The organism is Delftia sp. NA_296.1 (assembly GCF_052692095.1).
This window is the reverse complement of sequence record NZ_JBQZGF010000011.1, coordinates 61,166-79,806: the sequence shown is the minus strand read 5'-3', so window position 1 is coordinate 79,806 and position 18,641 is coordinate 61,166. Positions and strand designations below refer to the sequence as shown.

The window sequence follows — 18,641 nt, the reverse complement described above, 5'->3', positions numbered from 1 at the left end:
GGCAGTCGAAGCCATGGCCCGGCTCCACCCACCCCCATCCGTCAAACCATGTCAAACACAATCCCCTCCCCCACCGTTGCTGCAGCCGCACGCCTCCTGAAGCCGGCGCTTGCGGCCATCGCCTTCTCGACCTGCTTCGCAGCCCATTCGCAGCCGCAAGACGCCTCGGCAGCCACATCGGACGCAGCGCTTTCCCGCGCCGAAGTCATCGCCGATCTCGCACTCTGGCGCCGCGCCGGATTGGACCGCCGTGCGGAGATATCGATCTCCTACGGAGTCGAAACGCAGGAATATCGGGCCGCATACCAGGAGTACCTGCGCCTTCGCAACAGCGAGGCGTTTCAGGCGGAGGTCCGCAAGGCGTTGAGTCGGTAAGGTGGAGCTCCTCCCCGCCCAGGCCATCGCGGCAGCGGCTGGCTGCCTAGGGACGTGGCCCGGGGCTTTGCCTACAGGCCCAGGTCGGACAGACCGGGGTGGTCATCGGGGCGGCGGCCCAGCGGCCAGTGGAACTTGCGCTCCGACTCCTGGATGGGCATGTCGTTGATGCATGCGAAGCGTCGGCGCATGAGACCGTCGGCCTCGAATTCCCAGTTCTCGTTGCCGTACGACCGGAACCAGTTCCCGGCATCGTCGTGCCACTCATAGGCGTAGCGGACTGCGATCCGGTTTTCCGCGTACAGCCAAAGCTCCTTGATCAGCCGGTAGTCAAGTTCCTTCTTCCACTTCCTCTCAAGAAGGGCCTGGGCCTCGGCGCGGCTGTTGGCGAACTCCGCCCGGTTGCGCCATTTCGTGTCGAGGGTATAGGCCATCGCGACCTTGGCCGCATCGCGTGTGTTCCATCCATCCTCGGCCAAACGGACCTTTTGGACGGCGCTTGCGAGCGAGAACGGGGGCAGGGGTGGGCGAGTTTCCATGATGTGACCTTTTGAAGAGATGTAGAACGATCTGTCTACATGCGCCACTTTAACGAATGTGGAACGATCTGTCTACAATGTCTTCATGAAAACTTCCCAGCCATCTCTCGAGTCATTGCCGCCCCGCGAGCGCATCCTGGTGGCCGCCCATGGCCTCTTCTACGCAGAGGGCATCCGGGCCACGGGTGTGGACCGGATCATCGAGCGGTCGTCGGTCAGCAAAGTCACCTTCTACCGCCAGTACGCCAGCAAGGACGACCTGATCCGGGCGTACCTCGACTACCGCCATGAGCGGTGGATTTCCTGGTTCCAGGCCAGCCTGGCGCAGGCGACTGACGCTGGCTTACCAGCGTTGGAGGCCCTCGCAACCACCCTCAGGAGCTGGTTCGGCCAGCTCGACTTTCGGGGCTGCGCCTTTCTCAATGCCGCTGCCGAACTGGGCTCGTCCGACCCTGAGATCCTGGCAACGGTCCGGCGGCACAAGCAGGAAATGTCGTCCGTGCTGGATCGCCTGTTCGGTGGCCATCCCGTGTCCGTGGGCGCTGCGCTCACCCTGGTGGCGGATGGCGCCATCGTCCATGCGCAGATGGGTCAGCCGATCGATGAAGTCATGGAGAACTTCAAGGCAGCGGCAGCGGGGGTTGTGAATCGGCCCCTGCCCTTGCGCTAGTGCCGCACCGGGTGTGCCGTCTTGCGGCACATCGACCCTACCTCTTGAATCCTGGCCGAATTGCCTTATTATTAGCACTCGTTGGGCATGAGTGCTAACAGTCCTCTGTCCCACATTGCTTCGAATGCCGGCCCGCCGGGCCGGCAAGTCTTTGTTTCAACTTTGTTGATGATTTAGGAGTTGGTATGAACCTGCGTCCCCTGCACGATCGCGTGATCGTGAAGCGCCTCGAGAACGAAACCAAGACGGCTTCGGGCATCGTGATCCCCGAGAATGCCGCCGAGAAGCCCGACCAGGGCGAAGTGCTGGCAGTGGGCCCCGGCAAGAAGAACGACAAGGGCGAAGTGATCGCTCTGAACGTGAAGGTCGGCGACCGCGTTCTGTTCGGCAAGTACAGCGGCCAGACCGTCAAGGTCCATGGCGACGAACTGCTGGTGATGAAGGAAGACGACCTGTTCGCAGTCGTCGAAAAGTAATCCGCGCTTCGAAACCGCACTTTCCAACTGAATCCGGAGAATTGAAATGGCAGCAAAAGACGTAGTTTTCGGCGGCGAAGCACGCGCCCGCATGGTTGAAGGCGTGAACATCCTGGCCAACGCGGTCAAGGTCACCCTGGGTCCCAAGGGCCGCAACGTGGTGCTGGAGCGCTCCTTCGGCGCCCCCACTGTGACCAAGGACGGTGTCTCGGTCGCCAAGGAAATCGAACTCAAGGACAAGCTGCAGAACATGGGCGCCCAGCTCGTGAAGGAAGTGGCCTCCAAGACCAACGACATCGCCGGTGACGGCACGACCACCGCCACCGTGCTGGCACAGGCCATCGTCCGCGAAGGCACCAAGTACGTGGCCGCCGGCCTGAACCCCATGGACCTCAAGCGCGGCATCGACAAGGCTGTCGCCGCCCTGGTGGAAGAGCTGAAGAAGCAATCCAAGGCCACCACCACCTCCAAGGAAATCGCCCAGGTCGGCTCGATCTCCGCCAACTCCGACGAATCCGTGGGCAGCATCATTGCCGAAGCCATGGACAAGGTCGGCAAGGAAGGCGTGATCACCGTTGAAGAAGGCAAGTCGCTGGCCAACGAACTCGACGTCGTCGAGGGCATGCAGTTCGACCGCGGCTACCTGTCGCCCTACTTCATCAACAACCCTGAAAAGCAGGTTGCCCTGCTGGACAACCCCTTCGTGCTGCTGTTCGACAAGAAGATCAGCAACATCCGTGACCTGCTGCCCACGCTGGAAGCCGTGGCAAAGGCCGGCCGTCCCCTGCTGATCATTGCAGAAGACGTCGAAGGCGAAGCCCTGGCAACGCTGGTGGTCAACACCATCCGCGGCATCCTGAAGGTTGTGGCTGTCAAGGCTCCTGGCTTCGGCGACCGCCGCAAGGCCATGCTGGAAGACATCGCCATCCTGACGGGCGGCAAGGTCATCGCTGAAGAAGTGGGCCTGGCGCTGGACAAGGTGACCCTGGAAGACCTGGGCCAGGCAGTGCGCATCGAAATCGGCAAGGAAAACACCACCATCATCGACGGTGCTGGCCAAGCTGCTGAAATCGAAGCCCGCGTCAAGCAGATCCGCATCCAGATCGAAGAAGCCACCAGCGACTACGACCGCGAAAAGCTGCAAGAGCGCGTGGCCAAGCTGGCTGGCGGCGTTGCCGTGATCAAGGTTGGCGCTGCCACCGAAGTCGAAATGAAGGAAAAGAAGGCCCGCGTTGAAGACGCCCTGCACGCTACCCGCGCTGCTGTGGAAGAAGGCATCGTGGCCGGCGGCGGCGTGGCTCTGCTGCGTGCCAAGCAAGCCGTGGGCGACCTGAAGACCGGCGATGCCGAGCAAGACGCCGGCATCAAGCTGATCATGAAGGCCATCGAAGCGCCCCTGCGCGAAATCGTGGCCAACGCCGGTGGCGAGCCCTCGGTGGTGGTCAACGCCGTGCTGAACGGCTCGGGCAACTACGGCTTCAACGCTGCCAACGACACCTACGGCGACATGCTGGAAATGGGTATCCTGGACCCGACCAAGGTGACGCGTACAGCCCTGCAGAACGCCGCTTCCGTGGCATCTCTGCTGCTGACGACCGAAGCCATGATCGCCGAGTCTCCCAAGGCTGAAGGCGGCCCTGCCATGCCCGACATGGGCGGCATGGGTGGCATGGGCGGCATGGGCATGTAATTGCCCGCCGCAACCGGGCAGGCCTTGCGCCATGCCCGGTTTGCCCAGCAAGACAAAGGCCGCCCTCGGGCGGCCTTTGTCATTGCATGAACGCTTTTGCCGATGTCTTTCAGGACACGGCCTGGCCCCAGGCCCGGCCCAGGCGCGCCACGGCCTCGGTGATCTGGGGCACGGTGGGCGCCGCATACGACAGGCGCATGCACAGGCCGGCCTTGTCTGCCGCATCAGCCGGGAAGAAGGCCTTGCCCGGCACATAGAGCACGCCCTGCTCCACCGCTGCCGTGAACAGCGCACGGGCCAGGGCCTGGGAATCGCCCGCAAGCCGCTGCGGCGGCAGCAGCTGGGCCCAGACGAACATGCCGCCCGCAGGCCGCACGAAGCGGATCTGATCGCCCAGCGCCGACTGCATGCCGGAGCACAGCGCATCCATGCGCGCCGCGTACTCGGCGCAGGCCTGGGCCAGCTGGGGCGCATAGCGGCCCGAGCGCAGATAGTGCGCGGCGATCATCTGCGCCAGCGGCGAGGTGCACAGATCGGCCGTCTGCTTGGCGATGGTGCAGCGGCGCAGCAATTGGGCGTCGGCCAGCATCCAGCCGATGCGCAGCGCAGGCGCCACGGTCTTGGACAGGCTGGACAGGTAGACCACGGGATTGGCCTGGGCGCCGCACAGCGCCAGGCCCGTTTCGTAGATCGACGGTTCGCGCTGGAAGGTAAAGCGCAGCTCGCCATAGGGGTCGTCCTCGACGATGACAAAGCCATGCTGGCGCGCCAGCTCCACCAGGGCCGTGCGCTGCGCCGCGGGCAGCAGGGTGCCGCCCGGGTTGGAGAAGTTGGGCACGGTATAGAGCAGCTTGGGGGCGCGCGCATGGGGCCACTGCGCCAGCAGGCGGGCCAGGGCCTCGGTGTCCAGGCCCTGCTCGTCCGTGGGCACGGCAACGACCTGTGCCTGGGCCAGCTTCAGGGTCTGCAGCGTGGCCGGGTAGGCGGGCACTTCGACCAGCACCGGATCGCCGGGCTCGACCAGCACCTTGACCAGCAGGTCGAAGGCCTGCTGCGAGCCCGTGGTCACGATCATGTCGGCCGGCGTGCAGGCAATGCCGCGCGTGGCGCACAGCGCGGCCAGGGCTTCGCGCAGCGCAAGCTGGCCTTCGCTGGCGCCGTACTGCAGGCTGGTGGCGGCATCCTGCTGCAGCGCGGCCATGGCGGCCTGCTGCAAACCTTCGGCATCGAACAGGCTGGGCGAGGGATAGCCTCCGGCCAGCGAGAGCATGCCGGGACGGCTCAGGTAGGGAAACAGCTCGCGGATCGGCGAGCCTTCGGGCTGTGCGAACAGCGGGTTGAACAGATGGGCGGTGGGCGACGACGCGCCCTGGTCTGCGGTGCTCATGAAGGCCTCCGGCAAATGGCAAAAACAAAGGGGCGCACGCGCAGGCCTGGCGCCTGTGCATGCGCCCCGGGGAAGGGGATCAACGGTGGCGGGCTCTGCCCGGGTCAGCGCTTATGCGGCGACCTTGGTGGCCTGGCCGCGCAGCGCGCTGCGCAGCTGGTCGATGGAGCGCTGCTGGGCCTGCTCGTACAGCGCGATCTCGTCATGCACGCGGGCACCCAGGTCGGCCTCGAAGGCCTGCTGGGCCGCATGGGCCGCGTACTGCTTTTGCTCTTCGCCGCCCAGGTTGGACTGGAAGATGCCGGCCGCGCTCACGGGCAGGAAGTCTTCGTAGACGATGGGCTCGGCCTGGGCCAGGCCGCGGGCGATCAGGGCGTCCAGGTCCGAGGCGGCGGCCGCTGCGGCCTCGCCTGCGGCCAGGGCGGCTCCCTCGTCGCTCAGCGTGAAGCGGTAGAAGGCCAGGTCTTGACGGCGCAGCTGCTCATGGGTGTCGGGGAAAGCCTCGAAGACCCGGGCCAGGCGGCTGCCGTAGTCCGGCGCGGCACTGCCTGCGCTGCCCATGTCGCGCACCTGGGCCAGCAGTTGGTCGTAGAGCGCGCGGCCCTTGCGGGTCAGCGCCACGCCGCGCTGCTCGATCTCGCCGAAGCGCGCCGTGTGCGAGCCCGCGCCCGTGGCATCGCCTGCAAAACGCACGGTCTCCTTGAGCGCCTTGAAACTGGTCTGGCGCAGCAGGATGGGGCAGGCGCGGCGCGGCGGGCCTTCGACCACGTCCTTGGCGTCCATGCCGCGCTCGGGCATGGCGGCCTGGGCGGCATCGATGTCCAGGGTACGCGGCGTCAGGTGATTGATGTGCGGACCCTTGAAGCAGACCACGTCGGCGATCAGGCGGTGGGCCTTGTGCAGCGCGTCGTAGGTGGCGCCGTCCACGGTGGATTCGCTGTGCCAGCGGAAGGTCTCCAGCGCCTCGCGCACGAATGCGTCGGCATCGGCGTCGGCCAGGCCGCCATGGGCTTCGGCCTGGGCGATCAGCGCCAGCGCGCGTTCGGTGAAGATGCTGCGTTGCGCCAGGATGGCGCCCGCCTGGGCCCGCAGCGCCTCGTCGGCAATCAGGTCCAGGCGCAGCAGCGAGGTGAAGACGCGGAAAGGGTTGGCCAGCAGCGCCGCATCGCCCACGGGGCGGAAGGCCGTGGAGTGCACGGGCACGCCGGCCACCGACAGGTCGTAGTAGCCCACGGGCTCCATGCCCATGATGGCGAACAGGCGGCGCAGCATGGACAGCTCGGCCGCCGTGCCCACGCGGATGGCGCCGTGGCGCTCCACGCCCAGGCGCGCCAGCTCGCCACTGCGCTGCATCCGGGCCAGCAGCGCGGGCTCGGCCTGCAGCGTGCGCTGGTTGATGTCGGCCACGAGTTCGATCAGCGTGCCGTACTGGGGCACTTCATCGCGGTACATCTCGGACATGGCGCTGGAAAACCGTGCGCGGATCTCGTCGGAGGGCACGAAGGTGTGGGCAGGCGTAGAGGACATGGTGCTCGTGGGGACTGAAGTTGGAGCCACAGGGCAGCCCTGCGGCGGGGTGGATTCCTGGCACGCATGCTAGGTCTGCGCCTTGAGCCTGGTCAAACGATAATCAGGCCCATAGGTCATTCCCAAACAGAATGCCCCTCCCACGATTGCCCCACCGCCCTCTGCCATGCTGCTGTCCCGCCGTTTCCTGCCCCCCATGTCCCTGCTGTGCGCCTTCGAGGCGGCGGCACGGCACCAGAGCTTCACGGCAGCTGCGGCCGAGCTGCACCTGACGCAAAGCGCCGTCAGCCGCCAGATCCGCGCGCTGGAGGAGCGGCTGGAGGCGGAGCTCTTTGTGCGCGAGCGCCAGACCGTGCGGCTCAGTCCGGCCGGCCAGGCCTATGCCCAGGAGATACGCGGCGCGCTGATGCGCATCTCCACCGCCACGCTGGGCTTTCGGGCCAACCCGCGCGGCGGCAGCTTGAACCTGGCCATCCTGCCCACCTTCGGCACGCGCTGGCTGGCGCCGCGCCTGCCGCAGTTCTTCAGTGCCCACCCGGGCATCACCATCAACCTGACGACGCGGCTGTCCCAATTCGACTTCCAGCTCGAAGCCGTGGACGCCGCCATCCATTTCGGCCTGCCGCACTGGCCGGGCGCCGAGCTGGCCTTTCTGATGAGCGAGACCGTGGTGCCTGCCTGCAGCCCCGCCCTGCTGGCCCAGCATGGCTTTGCCCAGCCCCAGGACCTGCTGCAGGCGCCGCTGCTGCACCTGGCATCGCGCCCCGATGCCTGGCAGCGCTGGCTGTCCGTGCACCACGCGCCCATGGCCGAGGGCCAGGGCATGCTGTTCGACCAGTTCGCCACCGCCGCCCAGGCCGCCATCGCCGGCGTGGGCGTGGCCTTGCTGCCACGCTTTCTGATCGAGCGCGAACTCGCCCAGGGCGATCTGGTGCGTGCCCTGCCCCATCTGCCCGAGATGGAAAGCGCCGAGCGCTACTACCTGGCCTGGCCCACGAGCCGCGGCAACTACCCGCCGCTGCAAAGCCTGCGCGAGTGGCTGCAGCAGGCGGCCCAGGATTTCATGCGGGACGGCCCGCAGCCCTGACGCCCACAGCGCCTGCCACCATCGCCTGCAGCGCGGCCACCGGCAACTGCCCGGCCAGGCCGATGGCCACGATGGCGGGCACCTGCTGCTGCGCGGGCGCGGGCGCGGGCGCGGGCGCTGATGTGGCACGCAGCCGGCCGCTGCGCCCGGCAAACTGAAGCTCGCTCCACTGGCCCGCCCCGGTCTGCACCACGCCCTTGAGCCGCAGCACGCCAGCCGGCATGGCCTGCAGCCACGCCTGCAGGGCCGTCTCGGACAGCGTCCCGGGCGGCTGGCAGGACCAGGTCTCGAACTGCAGGCCATGCATGGGGCGCGCAGTGCTGGCACCCCATGAAACCTCCCGCACGCCACGCATCAGGGCTGCGCCACTGAGCAGTTCCACGGGCACCCGGGCTTCGTGCACGTCGCAGCGTTGCGCGGCTGGCGCGTGGCTGGCTATCCAGCCGTGCACGCGCTCCAGGGTCCGGGCATCGGCCAGATCGGTCTTGTTGACGATGACCAGGTCGGCCCGGGCCACCTGGCGCTGCAGCGTGTCGGCCAGCAGCGGGTCGGCCGCCTGCCCGGGCAGGGCAGCGGCATCGACAACCACGATGACGCCGTCCAGCGCCAGTGCGGGATCGGCCAGGCCCAGTTGGGCAATGCGCCAGGGATCGGAGACGCCGCTGGCCTCGACCACCACGGCATCGAAACGCTCGCGCTGCTGCAGCAGGCCGATCAGGGCCATGGACAGGTCGTCACCGATCTGGCAGCACACGCAGCCATTGGTCAGTGCAATGGTGTCGCCGCTGTGGGCCTTGATCAGACCTGCATCGATGTTGAGCGCACCGAAGTCGTTGACCAGCACGGCCAGCCGCTGGCCATCCGCATGGCGCAGCCAGTGGTTGAGCAGCGTGGTCTTGCCGGCGCCCAGGAAGCCGCCGATGACCGTGAACGGCAACCGCTGCCCCATGTCATGCCGCCTTGAAGACGCGCCCCGACAGCACCGTGCCCCAGACCCGGAGGTCCTTGAGCACCATGGGGTCCAGGGACAGCGGATCGTCTTCCAGCACGCAGAAGTCGGCGCGCTTGCCGCATTCGATGCTGCCGATCTCGTGGTCCATCTTCAGTGTCCAGGCCGCGCCCAGCGTGACGGCATGCAGGGCCTGGGCCACGGTCAGGCGCTCGGCCGCGCCCAGCACGCGGCCCTTGGGCGTGATCCGGTGGACCGCGCACCAGGCGGTGAACAGCGGCCCCAGCGGCGTGACGGGCGCATCCGAATGGATGGCCAGCGGCACGTCGGCGGCCAGCGCGCTGGAGCAGGCATCGAGCCGCATGGCCCGGTCCGGCCCCATGGTCATCTCGTAGTGCTGGTCGCCCCAGTACCAGAGGTGGTTGGCGAACAGGTTGGCACACAGGCCCAGCGCCGCCATGCGGCGAAACAGCGGCGCATCGATCATCTGGCCATGCTGCAGCGTGTGACGGTGGTCGGGCCGGGGCGCGCGGGCCAGCACGCGGCCTATGGCGTCGATGGCAGCCTCGCTGGCCTCGTCGCCATTGGTGTGCGTATGGATGAGCAGGCCTGCGCGGTGGTAGGTCTCGAAATCGGCCTCGTACTGCGCGGGCGCGGTGACCCAGATGCCGTTGGGCGCGCCGTTGTAGTGACCGGGCCAGCGCAGGCGCGCCGAAAAGCCCTGGATGGAGCCATCCAGCATCATCTTGACCAGGCCGTAGCGCAGCCGGTCGGTGTTGCGCGCCATGAGCGTGCGCACATGCTCGGCACCGGCCTCGGCGCCATGCGTGCCGTGGAACGCCTGGAAGGCCGGCAGGATGCGGATGGGCACCTGGTCATCGGCCAGCGCGGCCTCCAGCACGCGGCAGTCCTGCTCACCCAGCCTGTTGACCAGGTCGGTGGCCGTGGTCACGCCCTGGCGGCAGGCCAGGCGCGCAAAGGAGCGCACGCCGGCCTCGGTCATGGGCGCCAGCAGGCCGGCGTTGCCGATCTTGCGCAGCACCAGGAACATGGCGGCCGGCTCCTGCAGCTCGCCCGTGGGCTCGCCGGCCAGGGCGTGGCCGGGTGCAAAGCGCACCACGCCCTCGACCTCGTTGTCGCGCGTGATCTCGGCCAGGCGCAGCATGGCGCTGTTGACGTTCATCAAATGGCCGTTGGCGTGCGAGATGACGACGGGACGGCCTGCGGCGGCGCGGTCCAGGTGCTCCACCGTCATGCGCTCGCCGCCAAAGTAGATGGGATCGAACCCCCAGGCGATCAGCGGCTGGCCGGGCGGCAGGCCCTGCGCATCCATGCGCGCCGCCACCTCGGCCAGGCGGTCCACCACGGCATCCATGGAGCGCAGGCCGGGCCAGACCTTGCCATCGGGGTCGCGCCGGTCGAACCAGCCCGTGTATATCCAATCCCACATGCTGCCTTCCTTGAGGTGGCAGTGGCCCTCCACCAGGCCGGGCAGCAGCACCTGGTCGGCAAAGCGCTCGTCGATGCGGCATTCGCCCCAGGCCGTGCAGCGCGCGAGGTCCCCGACCGCGAGGATGCGCCCGTCGCGCACGGCCACGTGCGTGGCCTCGGGCTGCATGGGGTTCATGGTGATGATCTTGCGGGCGGCGTAGACGGTGATGCTCATGGTGGCGGGTGCTCCGGGTTCACAGGGCCAGCGGCGCGCGCGGCACGCCATCGATGTGGTCCACGCGGATGCAGCGCACCCAATGGCCGGGGGCGGCTTCGCGCAGCGGTGGCGCCTCGGCCGAGCACGCAGGCACGGCCACGGGGCAGCGCCCGGCGAAGCGGCAGCCCGCGGGCGGGTCGATGGGACTGGGCGGGTCGCCGGCCAGCCGGATGCGCCGCGCCGCGCGCTCACGCCCGCCGCGCACCGTGGGCACGGCCGACATCAGGGCCACGCTGTAGGGATGCAGCGGCCGCGCAAAGAAGGCCTGGCGCGGTGCGCGCTCCACGATCTGGCCCAGGTACATGACGGCGATGTCGTCGCAGATGTGCTCGACCACGGCCATGTCGTGCGAGATGAACAGGTAGCTCAGGCCCAGCTCGCGCTGCAGCCGCGCCAGCAGGTTGAGGATCTGGGCGCGGATGGCGATGTCCAGCGCCGACACGGGTTCGTCGCAGACCACCAGTTCGGGCCGCGTGGCCAGGGCGCGCGCGATGTTGATGCGCTGGCGCTGGCCGCCCGAGAACTGGTGCGGGAACAGCTGGCGCTGCTCGGGCCGCAGGCCCACCTGGGTGAACAGCTCGGCCACGCGCGCCTCGCGCTCGGCCGGCGTGCCCACGTCCATCAGGTCCAGCGGAGCGCGCACCGCATCGCCCGCGCGCTGGCGCGGATTCAGCGAGGAAAACGGGTCCTGGAACACGATCTGCATGCGCCGCCTCGCCTGGCGCAGGGCCTCACCCGACAGGCCGCCCAGGTCGGTATCGCCCAGCTGCATGCGGCCCGCCGTCACGGGCGCCAGGCGCATCACGGCCAGCGCCGTGGTCGTCTTGCCCGAGCCCGACTCGCCCACCACGGCCAGCGTGCTGCCGCGCCGCAGGCTGAAGGACACGCCGTCCACGGCCTTGACCACCTCGGGCCTGCCGAACAGGCCCTTGCCCGGGCGCGGAAAGTGGACCTGGAGATCGTCCACCTGCAAGAGGGTATCGTCCATGCGTGCGTTCATGCCAGGGCCTCCGTGTGGGCGCGGATGCGGGAAGCGGGAGCGTGCAGCCAGCAGGCCACGCCGTGGGATGGATCATCCAGCGCGACCAGCGGCGGCGCCTCGCTGGCGCAGCGCGGCTGGGCCTCGCGGCAGCGCGCACGAAAGGCGCAGCCGCTGCCCAACTCCCAGATCGAGGGCACGACGCCGGGGATCTCGGGCAGCTCGGTGCGCCCGCCTGCCTGGCTGCTGCCCAGCTCGGGCAGGCAGGCGATCAGGCCGCGCGTGTACGGATGGGCGGGCGCCGACAGCACCTGCTCGCAGCGGCCCTGCTCGATCACGCGGCCCGCGTACATGACCATGACGCGGTCGGCCATCTCGGCCACGGCCCCCATGTCGTGCGTGATCAGCACGATGGCCGTGCCCTTGTCGCGCTGCAGCTCGCGCAGCAGGTCGAAGATCTGCGCCTGCACGGTCACGTCCAGCGCCGTGGTGGGCTCGTCGGCGATCAGGATGTCGGGCCGGCAGGCCAGGGCCATGGCGATCATCACGCGCTGGCGCATGCCGCCCGACAGCTGGTGCGGGTACTCGTGCACGCGCCGCTCGGGTGCGGGGATGCCGACCTGCCGGAGCATCTCCACGGCGCGCTGGCGCGCGGCGCCCGCATCCAGGCCGGCGTGCAGGCGCAGCGGCTCGGCGATCTGCTCGCCCACGGTGAGCACCGGGTTCAGCGAGGTCATCGGCTCCTGGAAGATCATGGAGATGCGGTTGCCGCGCACCTGGCGCATATGGGCCTCGCCGGCGGCCACCAGGTCCTCGCCCTGGAAGCGCACCTGCCCGCCCGTGATGCGGCCCGGAGGCGAGGGAATGAGGCGCAGCAGCGCCAGCGCCGTCATGCTCTTGCCGCAGCCGGATTCGCCGACCACGCACAGGGTCTCGCCCGCGCGCAGATCGAAATCCACGCCGTTGAGCACCGTCGCCTGGCCGCGCCGGCCCTGGAAGGCCACGCGCAGGCCGCTGACTTGCAACAGGGGGGTGTCGGTGTCCATCAGCGCTCCCTCAGCTTGGGGTTGAGTGCATCGTTGAGGCCGTCGCCGATCAGGCTGACGGCCAGCACGGTGACGAAGATGGCGGCACCGGGAAAGGCCACGGCCCACCAGCACGACAGCAGGTACTGGCGGGCCGACCCGATCATCAGGCCCCAGCTCATCTGGTTGGGGTCCCCCAGGCCCAGGAAGGACAGGCCGGCCTCGAACAGGATGGCGGCGCCCACGGCCAGCGTGGCCGACACCACCAGCGGCGGCAGCGCATTGGGCAGGATCACCTTCCAGATGATGCGGCCGTGGCGCGCGCCAATGGCGCTCTCCGCGCGCACGAATTCAAGCTGGCGGATGCGCATGAACTCGGCCCGCGTGAGCCGCGCCGTGGCCGGCCAGCTCACGCTGCCGATGGCCAGCGTGACCGTCACCAGCGAGGGCGAGAACAGCGTCACCACGACCATGGCGAATAGCAGTGCAGGCAGCACCTGGAAGAACTCGGTCACGCGCATCAGCAGCGCATCGACGCGGCCGCCGTAGTAGCCGGCCATCGCCCCCAGCGTCACGCCGATGCACACCGACAGCAAAGCCGCGAAGGCGCCCACCAGCAGCGTGGCGCGGCCGCCGTGGATGATGCCCGTAAGCACGTCGCGCCCCAGCTGGTCGCTGCCCAGCCAGGCCTCCTCGCTGAACGGCGGGCTCAGCGGCATGGTGCGGATCTCGAACGGGTCTGCAGGCCAGATCCAGGGGCCGGCGATGGCCACCAGCAGCACGATGAGCAGCATGGCCATGCCGGCAATGGCCGAGGGGTTGCGCAGGAACATGCGCAGCGCTTCGCGCGCCGGGTGCTCGGCATGGGCTGCGGCCTGCGGCGCGGCGACGCTCGGCACGGACACGGAAGGTGGTGTGATGGCGTTCATGGTCTCAGGCCGCCTTGATGCGGGGATCGATCAGCCGGTAGCACAGGTCGGTGACGAGGTTCATCACGACCACGACGATGGAGGAGAACAGCAGCACGCCCAGGATGGTCGGGTAGTCGCGCCGCAGCACCGAGTCGAAGGCCAGCCGGCCCAGGCCCGGCCAGTTGAAGACCGTCTCGACGATGATGGCGCCGGCCATGACGTTGCCGAACTGCAGGCCCAGCATGGTCACCACGGGCAGCAGCGCGTTGCGCAGCGCATGGCGGTAGAGCACCACATGCTCGGCCAGGCCCTTGGCGCGCGCCGTGCGGATGTAGTCGGCGCCCAGCACGTCCAGCATGGACGAGCGCGACAGCCGGCTGTACTGCGCCAGGTAGACCAGGGCCAGTGTCAGCGCAGGCAGCACCAGGTGCCGGGCCACGTCCAGCAGGTCGGCAAGGCCTGCGCCGCCTGCGGCATCGGCCGAGCGCATGCCCGACACCGGCAGCACGGGCCACCAGGAGGCAAAGGCCAGCACCAGCAGCATGCCGGTCCAGAACACGGGCGCCGCAAAGCCCACCAGGGACAGCACGGTGATGCACTGCGACAACAGGCCGTTGGGCCGGCGCGAGGACAGCACGCCCAGCAGCGTGCCCACCACGAAGGCCGTGAGCACGGCGGCCAGCACCAGCAGCAAGGTGGCGGGCACGCGCTCGGCAATCATCTGCGCCACCGGCAGGTTGAAGAAGTAGGAGTAGCCCAGATCCCCGCTGGCCACGCGCGCCAGGTAGATGCCCAGCTGCACGGGCAGCGGCCGGTCCAGCCCGTAGCGTGTGCGCAGCTCGGCCATGAGCTCGGGCTCCATGCCGCCGCTGGCGCCGGCAATGGTCTCCACGGGATCGCCGGGCGCCGCATGCACCAGCATGAAGTTCAGCACCACCACGGCCAGCACCAGCGCCAGGCCCTGCAGCAGCCGCTTGAGGAGTGTGCGAAGAAAAGCCATGGACTGCACCTCCCGACTACTTCAGAAAGATCTCGTCATAGGGCGAGGCCGGCCCCCAGACCGTGGTCGGCAGGTTGCCCACGTTCTTGCGCGCAGCCGTGTGGTAGGGCGAGTTGTTGATGAAGATCACCGGCAGCTCGTCCGTCACGGTCTTCTGGAAGGCCGCATAGAGCTTCTTGCGCTCGGCCGCATCCAGCGTGCTGCTGGCCGTGTTCAGCAGCTCGTCCACCTTGGGATTGCGGTAGGACTGGGTGTTGGTCCAGACCACGGGCTTGATGTTGGTGGACAGGTAGCTGCGGTGCACGCCGATGACCGGGTCGCCCCAGTTGAAGACGATGTCCATGGACAGGTCGAAGTCATGCGTGGCCAGCCGCCGGGACCAGGCCGGGAAATCGGCCGAGGCCCTTACATCGACGGCGATGCCGACCTTCTTGAGCTGGGCACGCACGTACTCGGCCACGTTCTTTTGCTGCTCGTCCGTGCCCGGCAGGTAGTCGATGCTGATCTTGAAGCGCTCTCCGTTGGCGCCGGGCTTGAGGCCGGCCTCGTCCAGCAGGGCCGCCGACTTCTTGAAGTCCAGCGGATAGCGCACCAGGTCGGCCGAGGCAAAGGGGCTGGCCGCCACGATGGGGCCGTCGGCCACGGTGGCGAAGCCGCCCATCAGCGCCTTGGTGATGAAGTTCTTGTCGATGGCATGCGCAATGGCCTTGCGCACGCGCACATCGTCCAGCGGCTTCCTGTCGGTGTTGATGGCCAGCCAGTTGATCGAGCCTATGCCCTCGAAGCCCTTGCCGGTCAGCGTGATCTGGGGGTTGGTGGACAGGCGCTTCAGGTCGATGGAGGCCTGCAGGTAGGGCACCATCTGCACGTCGCCGCGCTCCAGGCTCAGCAGCAGGCTGGAGGAGTCGGGCACGATGTTGAAGACCAGCTTGTCCAGGTAGGGGCGGCCGGGCAGGAAGAACTTGTCGAAGCGCTCCATCACGATGCGCTGGCCCGCGCGGAACTCGGTCAGCTTGAACGGCCCCGAGCCCACCACGTCGGCGCTGTTGCGCGCATGGGTCTTGAGGTCGGCACCATCGCCATAGATGTGCTTGGGCAGTATGGGCGCCAGCGCCGGGCTCATGGCCAGCAGGATGGCCGGATGCGGCGCGCTCATGCGGATGATGGCCGTGTAGGGGTCGGGCGTGTCCACCTTCTCCACGGGCCCCAGCATGGTCTGGAACGGGTGGTTGGCCTTGATGGCCATGATGGAGAAGGCCACGTCGGCCGAGGTGATGGGCTTGCCGTCGTGGAACACGGCATTCCTGCGCAGGTTCAGGGTCAGCGACTTGCCATCCTCGGCCAGCTTCCAGGATTCGGCCAGGTAGGGCTGGGGCTTCCACTGGTCATCGAAGCGCAGCGGGCTGGCGAACAGCTGGGTGGAAGGCATGGCCGTGGCAATGCCCGATTGCACGGCGCCGTTCAGGTGCCGTGGCACCTGGGTGCTGCCCACGATCAGGGTGCCGCCGCGCTGCGGCTCCTGGGCCTGCAGCGGCGTGGCCGCCAGGCCCGCCAGCGCGCCGGCCAGGGCCAGGGCCGCCAGGGCGCGGCGTCGGAAAGTGATGGTGTGCATGGACTGTCTCCCTCGTTGGATCGCCAGGCCGCGCGGCTCGCTGCCTTCAATCCAGAATACGCAACAAGGGCGCGGGCCGCGGGGGCCACAGCCGTCCAAACGTAGGAGCCAGAGGCCCGGTGTTTACCCGCGTCGGCCGGCCCAAACCTTTACTTGCCCGCACCCGCACCGCAACATGGCGCCGACCGCGCGCCCTCTGCCCGGCCGCGCCAAGAACGCCCCCGATTGCCTCCGTTGCGCCATGAGCACCCCTTCCGCCACAGACCCACGCCACCAGTGGGCCCGCCTGTTCGCGCTGCCCGAGCAGCCCGGCCTTCCCCTGAAGGACCGCCTGCGCCTGGCCCTGGTCCAGCCCATCCTCGAAGGCCGCCTGCCGCCCGGCGCGGCCATGCCGCCCTCGCGCGAGCTGTCGCGCATGCTGGAGGTGTCGCGCAATACCGTGACCACGGTCTACGAGCAGCTCGTGGATGAAGGCTTTCTGGAATCCCGCCCGCGCAGCGGCGTGTTCGTGGCCCGGGATTCGCGCCTGGCTGGTGTGGACGGCGCCCTGGCCCTGCCTGCGACAAGTCCCGGGGAGCCCGCGCCGGACTGGTCTGCACGCGTGCTGCGCTCGCTGACGGACAGGCACACGCTGTCCAAGCCGCTGCAGTGGCGCGAGTACCCCTACCCCTTCGTATACGGCATGCACGATCCCGCGCTGTTTCCCACCGAAGGCTTCCGGGAATGCTGCACGCGCAGCCTGGCGCGCGCCCAGCTGCCGCACTGGACGCCGGACTTCGAGACCGACGATGTGCCCGACCTGATCGAGCAGATCCGCCTGCGCCTGCTGCCCCGGCGCGGCGTGTTCGCGCTCAAGGAAGAGATCCTGGTCACCGTGGGCGCGCAGCAGGCCTTCTACCTGCTGGCCGACGCGCTGCTGGCCCCCTCGCAGCGCCTGGGCTTCGAGGAGCCCGGCCACCCGCATGCGCGCAACACCTTTTCGCTGCGCCGCCCCCATTGGGTGCCCGTGGCCGTGGACGAGGAAGGCGTGGTGGTCGATGGCCTGCCGCCGCTGGACTATCTGTTCGTCACGCCCTCGCACCAGAGCCCTACCACCGTGACGCTGAGCCTGCAGCGGCGCGAGCAACTGCTGCGCCGCGCCGAGCAGGGCGATTTCGTGATCATCGAGGACGACTACGAGGCCGAGAACCTCTACCAGGGCACGCCCATGCCCGCGCTCAAGAGCCTGGACAAGGGCGGGCGTGTGATCTATGTGGGTTCGCTGTCCAAGAGCCTGTCGCCCGCGCTGCGGCTGGGCTATATCGTCGCGCCGCGCGCGCTGATCGACGAGTTGCGCGTGCTGCGCCATGCCATGGTGCGCCACCCCAGCGCCTTTCTGCAGCATGCCTATGCGCTGTTCCTGTCGCTGGGCCACCATGAGGCCCATGCGCGCCGCGTGAACCAGGCCATGCTGGAGCGCGTGGCGCAGGTGGACCGCTCGCTGCGCGCGCACCTGCCGGATTTCATCTTCCGCCAGCCCCAGGGCGGGGCATCGCTGTGGGTGCAGGCGCCGGCGTGGCTGGACGCCGATGCGCTGGCCGCCGTGGCGCGCCGCCACGGCGTGCTGATCGAGGCAGGCAGCGCGTTCTTTGCGACGCCGCGCCAGCCCTGCCCCTTTTTCCGGCTGCGCCTGTCCTCCATTGCCATCGATCAGATCGATGCAGGCATCCAGGCGCTGGCGCGGGCGGTGATGGAGCTGGACTCAGCCCGCAATCACTGCTGCGCGTAGGATTCCAGCGGCTTGTCGTTGGGCTTTTGCAGCAGCTGCTTGAGCAGGTCGCTCATGGGCAGGTTCAGCGGGGCATTCTTGGGCGGAATGGGCTGCACGAACCACTTGTCGTAGATCTTCGCCACTTCGCCCGAGGCCATCATGCCCACCAGCACGTCGTCCACGGCCTTCTTGAAGGCGGGATCATCGCGGCGGAACAGGATGGCGATGGGCTCGGAGCCCAGCACCTCGCCCACGATCTTGAAGCCTGCAGGGTTCTTGGAGTTGGCGATGACGCCGGCCAGCAGGTTGTCGTCCAGCACGAAGGCATCGGCACGGCCCGATTCGAGCATCAGAAAGCTCTCGAAATGGTCCTTGCCCAGCGAGGTGGGCAGGTTCACGCCATTGTCGCGCCCGTACTTGCGCAGCAGCTGCACGGCGGTCGTGCCGGCCGAGGCCGCCACGGGCTTGCCGTCGAGCTGCTTGAAGGAGGTGATGCCCGAGTCGGCGCGCACGGCCATGCGCACCTGGCTCACGTAGGTGGTCACGGCAAAGGCCACCTGCTTTTGGCGAGCGAGGTTGTTCGTGGTCGGGCCGCAGCCGATGTCCACGGTGCCGTTCTGCACCAGGGGCATGGTGTTCTGCGAGGTCAGGGCCATGTACTCGATCTTGGCCTTGGGCACGATCTGGGCCAGCACCTTCTCGCACAGCTCCACGTGGTAGCCCACGTACTTCTGCGTGGTCCCGAAGGCATAGGCCATGGGCGCCGAGCTTTCGCGCACACCCATCACCACCTTGCCTGTGCTCTGGATCTTGTCCAGCGTGCCGGCCGCCTCCTGTGCATGGGCAGCGCCAGTTGCCGCCACCACACATGCCATCGCCACATGGGCCAGTACGAATCGCATCGAGGGTCTCCTTGGATAGTTGTTGCAGGTCCGAAGGCGCGCTGCGCCTCCACC

General features: G+C 68.3%; 17 protein-coding genes. 6 read left to right on the top strand and 11 right to left on the bottom strand.

Annotated features, from left to right (window positions below; translation table 11 throughout):
• The first annotated feature begins 48 nt into the window (after positions 1-48).
• On the top strand, positions 49-375 hold the full coding sequence (locus tag ACUTR7_RS24020; RefSeq protein WP_445609978.1) for a DUF4148 domain-containing protein: 327 nt from the start codon (positions 49-51) through the stop codon (positions 373-375).
• A gap of 71 nt (positions 376-446) precedes the next feature.
• Here the strand turns inward: ACUTR7_RS24020 and ACUTR7_RS24015 are convergent, their stop codons facing one another.
• The gene (locus tag ACUTR7_RS24015; protein ID WP_046240238.1) at positions 447-914 is read right to left on the bottom strand and encodes a nuclear transport factor 2 family protein; all 468 of its coding nucleotides are present in this window, start codon (positions 912-914) and stop codon (positions 447-449) included.
• A gap of 85 nt (positions 915-999) precedes the next feature.
• Between ACUTR7_RS24015 and ACUTR7_RS24010 the strand changes: the two genes are divergently transcribed.
• From ACUTR7_RS24010 to groL, 3 genes are all read left to right on the top strand, one after another.
• Positions 1,000-1,584 carry a TetR/AcrR family transcriptional regulator gene (locus ACUTR7_RS24010; RefSeq protein WP_445609977.1) on the top strand — a complete coding sequence of 195 codons (585 nt, stop codon included), beginning with the start codon at positions 1,000-1,002 and terminating at the stop codon, positions 1,582-1,584.
• A gap of 185 nt (positions 1,585-1,769) precedes the next feature.
• Complete coding sequence (locus tag ACUTR7_RS24005; RefSeq protein ID WP_012207457.1) at positions 1,770-2,060, top strand: co-chaperone GroES; 291 nt, start codon at positions 1,770-1,772, stop codon at positions 2,058-2,060.
• 46 nt (positions 2,061-2,106) lie between these two features.
• On the top strand, positions 2,107-3,750 hold the full coding sequence (gene groL / locus ACUTR7_RS24000) for a chaperonin GroEL (RefSeq protein WP_013800679.1): 1,644 nt from the start codon (positions 2,107-2,109) through the stop codon (positions 3,748-3,750).
• 109 nt (positions 3,751-3,859) lie between these two features.
• Here groL and ACUTR7_RS23995 read toward each other — a convergent pair whose 3' ends face one another.
• Together ACUTR7_RS23995 and hglS are read right to left on the bottom strand one after the other, a co-directional pair.
• Positions 3,860-5,137 carry an aminotransferase-like domain-containing protein gene (locus ACUTR7_RS23995; RefSeq protein ID WP_445609976.1) on the bottom strand — a complete coding sequence of 426 codons (1,278 nt, stop codon included), beginning with the start codon at positions 5,135-5,137 and terminating at the stop codon, positions 3,860-3,862.
• 111 nt (positions 5,138-5,248) lie between these two features.
• On the bottom strand, positions 5,249-6,664 hold the full coding sequence (gene hglS, locus ACUTR7_RS23990) for a 2-oxoadipate dioxygenase/decarboxylase HglS (RefSeq protein WP_445609975.1): 1,416 nt from the start codon (positions 6,662-6,664) through the stop codon (positions 5,249-5,251).
• Between the two features lie 166 nt (positions 6,665-6,830).
• Here hglS and ACUTR7_RS23985 point away from each other — a divergent pair, with 166 nt between their 5' ends.
• On the top strand, positions 6,831-7,751 hold the full coding sequence (locus ACUTR7_RS23985; protein WP_012207461.1) for a LysR family transcriptional regulator: 921 nt from the start codon (positions 6,831-6,833) through the stop codon (positions 7,749-7,751).
• Here ACUTR7_RS23985 and ACUTR7_RS23980 read toward each other — a convergent pair.
• From ACUTR7_RS23980 to ACUTR7_RS23950, 7 genes are read right to left on the bottom strand one after another with little or no spacing between them, the layout of a single operon-like run.
• Positions 7,726-8,700, bottom strand: coding sequence for a CobW family GTP-binding protein (locus tag ACUTR7_RS23980; protein ID WP_445609974.1), 975 nt, complete (start codon positions 8,698-8,700; stop codon positions 7,726-7,728). The two genes, ACUTR7_RS23985 and ACUTR7_RS23980, sit on opposite strands and share 26 nt — an antisense overlap.
• A 1-nt stretch (position 8,701) precedes the next feature.
• Complete coding sequence (locus tag ACUTR7_RS23975; protein ID WP_445609973.1) at positions 8,702-10,366, bottom strand: amidohydrolase; 1,665 nt, start codon at positions 10,364-10,366, stop codon at positions 8,702-8,704.
• Positions 10,367-10,385: 19 nt separating this feature from the next.
• A complete protein-coding gene (locus ACUTR7_RS23970; RefSeq protein ID WP_016450885.1) occupies positions 10,386-11,408 on the bottom strand; it encodes an ABC transporter ATP-binding protein in 1,023 nt (340 codons plus the stop codon).
• The gene (locus tag ACUTR7_RS23965) at positions 11,405-12,433 is read right to left on the bottom strand and encodes an ABC transporter ATP-binding protein (RefSeq protein ID WP_016448710.1); all 1,029 of its coding nucleotides are present in this window, start codon (positions 12,431-12,433) and stop codon (positions 11,405-11,407) included. The genes ACUTR7_RS23970 and ACUTR7_RS23965 overlap by 4 nt, the downstream gene beginning before the upstream one ends.
• Positions 12,433-13,341 (bottom strand): ABC transporter permease, encoded by a 909-nt coding sequence (locus ACUTR7_RS23960; protein ID WP_013800672.1) that lies wholly within the window; start codon positions 13,339-13,341, stop codon positions 12,433-12,435. Before ACUTR7_RS23960 ends, ACUTR7_RS23965 begins: the two co-directional genes overlap by 1 nt.
• Positions 13,342-13,345: 4 nt before the next feature.
• Positions 13,346-14,323, bottom strand: a complete 978-nt coding sequence (locus ACUTR7_RS23955) for an ABC transporter permease (RefSeq protein WP_012207467.1) — start codon at positions 14,321-14,323, stop codon at positions 13,346-13,348.
• Between the two features lie 16 nt (positions 14,324-14,339).
• Positions 14,340-15,935, bottom strand: coding sequence for an ABC transporter substrate-binding protein (locus ACUTR7_RS23950; RefSeq protein WP_445609972.1), 1,596 nt, complete (start codon positions 15,933-15,935; stop codon positions 14,340-14,342).
• A 241-nt stretch (positions 15,936-16,176) separates the two neighbouring features.
• Here ACUTR7_RS23950 and pdxR point away from each other — a divergent pair, with 241 nt between their 5' ends.
• Entirely contained in the window at positions 16,177-17,703 is a 1,527-nt protein-coding gene (pdxR, locus tag ACUTR7_RS23945; RefSeq protein ID WP_445609971.1) for a MocR-like pyridoxine biosynthesis transcription factor PdxR, read from the top strand.
• Here the strand turns inward: pdxR and ACUTR7_RS23940 are convergent.
• Entirely contained in the window at positions 17,688-18,587 is a 900-nt protein-coding gene (locus tag ACUTR7_RS23940; protein WP_012207470.1) for a transporter substrate-binding domain-containing protein, read from the bottom strand. The two genes, pdxR and ACUTR7_RS23940, sit on opposite strands and share 16 nt — an antisense overlap.
• Between the last annotated feature and the right edge of the window lie 54 nt (positions 18,588-18,641).